The 4885-nt window shown below is 65.6% G+C and carries 3 protein-coding genes; 2 read left to right on the forward strand and 1 reads right to left on the reverse strand.

Going from position 1 to position 4885, the window contains the following annotated elements; translation table 11 throughout:
- A partial coding sequence (gene acpA, locus QZ609_RS24575; RefSeq protein ID WP_295500481.1) for an acid phosphatase occupies positions 1–1964 on the reverse strand: 1964 nt, incomplete at its 3' end.
- 289 nt (positions 1965–2253) lie between these two features.
- Here acpA and QZ609_RS24580 point away from each other — a divergent pair.
- Both QZ609_RS24580 and QZ609_RS24585 read left to right on the forward strand, forming a co-directional pair.
- Positions 2254–3576, forward strand: coding sequence for a cytochrome-c peroxidase (locus QZ609_RS24580; protein WP_295500483.1), 1323 nt, complete (start codon positions 2254–2256; stop codon positions 3574–3576).
- 80 nt (positions 3577–3656) lie between these two features.
- Positions 3657–4885, forward strand: a 1229-nt coding sequence (locus tag QZ609_RS24585; RefSeq protein ID WP_295500485.1) for a hypothetical protein, incomplete at its 3' end; no start/stop codon positions are given.

Raw genomic sequence — 4885 nt, forward strand, 5'->3', positions numbered from 1 at the left:
CCCTTCTTGGCGAACGGCGAGACGATGATCGCCGGGATACGCGTGCCCGGGCCCCAGCGGTCGGCCTTCGGCACCGCGGCGTGGTCGTAGAAGCCACCGTTTTCGTCATACGTCACGACGATCACCATGTTCTTCCACTGTGGGCTCTGCTGCAGCTGGGTGATCACGCTGGCGATGTGGGCGTCGCCGTCAGCCACGTTGGCGTAGCCGGCGTGCTGGTTCAGGTTGCCCTGCGGCTTGTAGAACGTGACGGCGGGCAGCTTGCCGGCGGCGGCGTCGGCCAGGAAGGCGGCGTCGTAGTCGCGCAGGTGGGCCGTACGCTCAGCCGTGCCGGTGGCGGTGGCCGGGTCGAAGCGGCTGAAGTAGTTGAACGGCTGGTGGTGCGGCTGGAACTGGACCGTGCCACCGTAGATCACGCCGCGCTTGGTGTTCGGTGCGTCGGCGATGGCCGCGTTCCAGGCGCCGGCGTACCAGGCCCAGTTCACGCCCTTGGCGGTCAGCAGGTCGCCGATGTTGATCTGCGACTGCGTCGGCATGGTCGATGCCTTGGTCGGGTCGGCATAAGCCGCGTTGTTGCTGGCCACGGCGTTGCCCGACGGTTGGTACGGCGGTTGCATCGTATTGACTGCATACGAGTTGCCGTTGCTGTCGACAGGGGTCAGGCTACCGTCGTTGGTCCCGAAGGACGGCGAGCCTGCCATCACGGAACTGGCGGTCGGCGCGAGTTGCGGTGTGCCATTGGCGTCGACGGACGCAATGGTGGCGACGCTCTTGGCCGCTGGCGAGTTGTTGACGTTCGGGTAGATCGGCGCGCAGGCGCAGATCAGGTACTGGTGGTTCAGGAACGAGCCGCCGAACGCGCCCATATAGAAATTGTCAGCCAGCGTGTATTGCTTGGCGATGTTCCACATGGCCATCTTGCTGCCGTCGTAGTAACCCATCGACAGGCCGCCGGCGTCAGAGTAGGCAGCGAACTTGTCGTTCTTGCCGCCGTTGATCTGCATCTGGTTCTGGTAGAAGCGGTGCCACAGGTCGCGCGTGATCACACTTTGCGAGACGACGATGCCGGTGCCGTTGATGCCGGCCGGATCATCAATCTGGAACGGCTTGTTGGGCCAACCGGTGCTCTGCGCCGGCGTGACGGTCACGGTCTGGCCGGCGGCGGTCAGGCCGAGCCAGGTCGGCGGCAGCGTCGGCAGCACGGAGCCGTCGAAATCCTTCTGCGCGGCAGCGGTGCCGGTGGAGGTCGGGTTGACGCCCGGAATGCCGTTGGCTTTCGGGAACAGGCCGTACAGGTTGTCGAAGCCGCGGTTTTCCGCGTAGATCACGACGATGGTCTTGACGTTGTCGGCCAGGCCCTTGCGCTTGCCGAAACCGTCGCGCAGGCCCTTGTTGAGGTCGCCGCCGGTGGCCACGGCGTCGGCGATCAGGTCGATCGCCTGATCGATCTCGGTCTGCAGCGCAGCCTTGATGTTGGCGTCGGTTTCCTTGTTGTGGTCGGCGAGCAGCTTGTCGGCGCTCACGCCCAGGCGCGCGGCCAGCGTGGCCTTGGCCGCGTTGATGTCGCCGCCGTTGCTTTCCATCAGCGCGACCAGTTCGGTCGAGATGGCGCTGATGATGGCGTTGGCGCTGGCCGGTGCGCGGAACACCAGCGGACGGGTGACGGGCGTGCTCGTGCCCGTGGCCGGATCGTTGCGCTTGGCGTCCGTGCCGACTTCCACCGTGATGGCACCCGTACCGGCCAGCGTGTAGGCGCCGTTGGTGTCCGTGTACGTGCTGACCTCACCCGCGTCGCACTTGCCGTTGTTGTTGGCGTCGATGCAGACCTTGGCGTGCTCGAAGTAGCTGCCGGTCACGACACCTGAGGTGTTGGAGGCGCTGCTGTTCGAATCGCTGCCACCACAGGCAGACATGCTGGCCGCGACCATGGCGGTCACGGGGAGAAGTCGGAGTGCTCGGCTCATGATTTCCCTGATTTGTAGTTGGGGGGCATCGGGTCCGTGGACCCAAAGCGAGCGCGAGTCTGGGCTTTCTCTATGACAGGTTGATGATGCAAACGTAGGCGGGGTGTGCATTTCGGTCAAATTCAGGCTGATAACCAGTATCAGGAGCAAGAGGGGCACAACCGAACGTTTAAAGACATGGCGCAGCATGTGGGGCCTCCGGGCGAGGACATGACAAACGGTTGACGACATGAAAGTGTCACGACTGTCATGCTAGTTTGGCAAGCTGCCAAATTCTGACTGAACATCGATGCTCCGCCGCCTGCCTGTCGCCACTGTCCGCGTGATCGCCGCCTCGGCGCTCGCGCTTGCCGGGCTGGCTGCGCTGGTCGCGTCCTGGCGTGGTGATCCGCTGGAGGCGCAGGCTGCAACGGTCACGGCATCGGCGCCGGCCTATGAGAAGGCCTTCTATACGATGATGGTTACGCGCCGGCCCTCGGTGCCCGGCATGACCGCGCTGGGCAAGGCGCTGTTCTTCGATCCGGCGCTGTCGGCATCGGGCAAGCTGGCCTGCGCGAGCTGCCACAGCCCGACGCATGCCTACGGCCCACCCAATGATCTGTCGGTGCAGCTGGGCGGCCCGGCCATGGACAAGACCGGCGTGCGCGCTGCGCCGTCGCTGCGCTATATCCAGAACATGCCGCCGTTCTCCGAGCACTTCTACGAGAACGACGGCAACGACTCCGAAGACCAGGGCCCGACCGGCGGCTACACCTGGGACGGCCGCGTATCGTCCACGCACGACCAGGCGCGCATTCCGCTGCTGTCGGCGCACGAAATGGCCAATGGCACACCGGCCACGGTGGTTGCCAAGCTGCGCAACGGCCGCCATGCGCAGGCCTTCCGCCAGGTGTTCGGCAACGACATCCTCGATAACGAAGACACCGCCTTCCGCGCCGCGCTGATGGTGCTGGAGGTGTTCCAGCAGTCGCCGTCGGAGTTCTACCCGTACGACAGCAAGTACGACGCCTTCCTGCGGAAGCAGGCCAAGCTGTCGCCGCAGGAGATGCGCGGGCTGCAGCTGTTCAGCGACCCGGCCAAGGGCAACTGCGCGTCGTGCCATACCAGCGCCATCAAGCAGGACGGTGCCTTTCCGGCGTTCTCGGACTTCGGCCACATTGCCGTGGGTGTGCCGCGCAACCGGCAACTGGCCGCCAATGCCGACCCGGCGTTCTTTGACCTGGGCCTGTGCGGCCCCGACCGGACCGACCTGAAGAACCGTCCCGAATACTGCGGGCTGTTCCGCACGCCCTCGCTGCGCAACGTCGCGCTGCGCAAGACCTTCTTCCACAACGGTGCCATCCACTCGCTGGAAGACGCGGTGCGTTTCTACGCCGAGCGCGACACGCAGCCGCAGAAGTGGTATCCCCGCAAGGCCGACGGCACCGTCGACAAGTTCGACGACCTGCCACCGCAGTACCGCGCCAACGTCAACATGGAGCGGCCCTTCGGCGGCAAGCCGGGAGCCAAGCCCGTGCTGTCGGAGGCCGACGTGCGCGACATCGTCGCCTTCCTCAAGACGCTCACCGACGGTTACCGCCCGACTACCCCGGCGCCGGTGGCCAAGCGCTGATCGTGACCGCCTGTGCCGCAGCGCAAGCGTGCGCTGCGGTTATCATCGGCGGATCGACTTTTCTGCAGTGACTCCCATTTATGCCCTGGCTTGCTGACCCGTCCATCTGGATCGGCCTCGTGACGCTGGTCGTGCTCGAGATCGTTCTCGGCATCGACAACCTCGTCTTTATCGCCATCCTCGTCAACAAACTGCCGCCGGCGCTGCGCGACCGCGCGCGCATGATCGGCCTGGGGCTGGCGCTGCTGATGCGGATGGTGCTGCTGTCGGCCATGTCGTGGCTGATCACGCTCACCAAGCCGCTGCTGACGTTGGGGCCGGTGGCGCTGTCGGGGCGCTCGATCATTCTGCTGCTGGGCGGTTTCTTCTTGCTGTTCAAGGCCACCTCCGAGCTGCACGAACGCCTGGACGGCCAGCCGCAGGACGAGAGCCACGGCGCGGGCCATGGCCAGTTCTGGAACGTGATCGCCCAGGTGGTGGTGCTCGATGCGGTGTTCTCGATCGACTCCGTCATCACCGCCGTGGGCATGGTCAACGACCTGCCGGTGATGATGACGGCGGTGGCGATTGCCATGGGCGCGATGCTGTTCGCCTCCCGCCCGCTCACGGCCTTCGTCAATGCGCACCGCACTGTGGTGGTGCTGTGCCTGAGTTTCCTGCTGATGATCGGTTTCAGCCTCGTCGCCGAGGGGCTGGGCTTTCATATTCCGAAGGGCTATCTGTATGCGGCCATCGGTTTCTCGATCCTGATCGAGTCCTTCAATCAGGTGGCCGAGCGCAACGAGGTGCGCCACGAGCGCCGCCGCCCGCTGCGCGAGCGTACCGCCGATGCCGTGCTGAGCCTGCTGGGCGACCGCCGCGCTGCCCAGGCCAACGGCGAGGCCGAAGAAGCTGCCCCGCACGAAGCCGATCACGCTGCCGCTGAAGTGGTGTTCCGGCCCGAGGAGCGCAGCATGGTCAGCGGCGTGCTGGACCTGGCCGAACGCTCGGTGCGTTCGATCATGACGCCGCGCCACGACATCTCATGGGTGGATCTGGACGCCGACATCGCCCAGACCCGCAAGCTGCTGCTGGCGGTGCCGCACAACCAGTTTCCGGTGTGCCGCGGCGGGCTGGACGACCTAGTGGGCGTGGCGCGCGCCAAGGACTTGATGGGCGATCTCGACACGCGTGGCGCCATCGACGTGGAGCGCTCGGTGAAGCCTGCTCTGAAGGTGTCGGACAACATCGGCATCCTGCGCCTGATGGACCAGCTCAAGCGTGCGCGCGGGCGCATGCTGGTGGTGACCGATCCGCTGGACGTGGTGCA

This window comes from uncultured Ralstonia sp., assembly GCA_913056305.1.
Classification (GTDB): domain Bacteria; phylum Pseudomonadota; class Gammaproteobacteria; order Burkholderiales; family Burkholderiaceae; genus Ralstonia.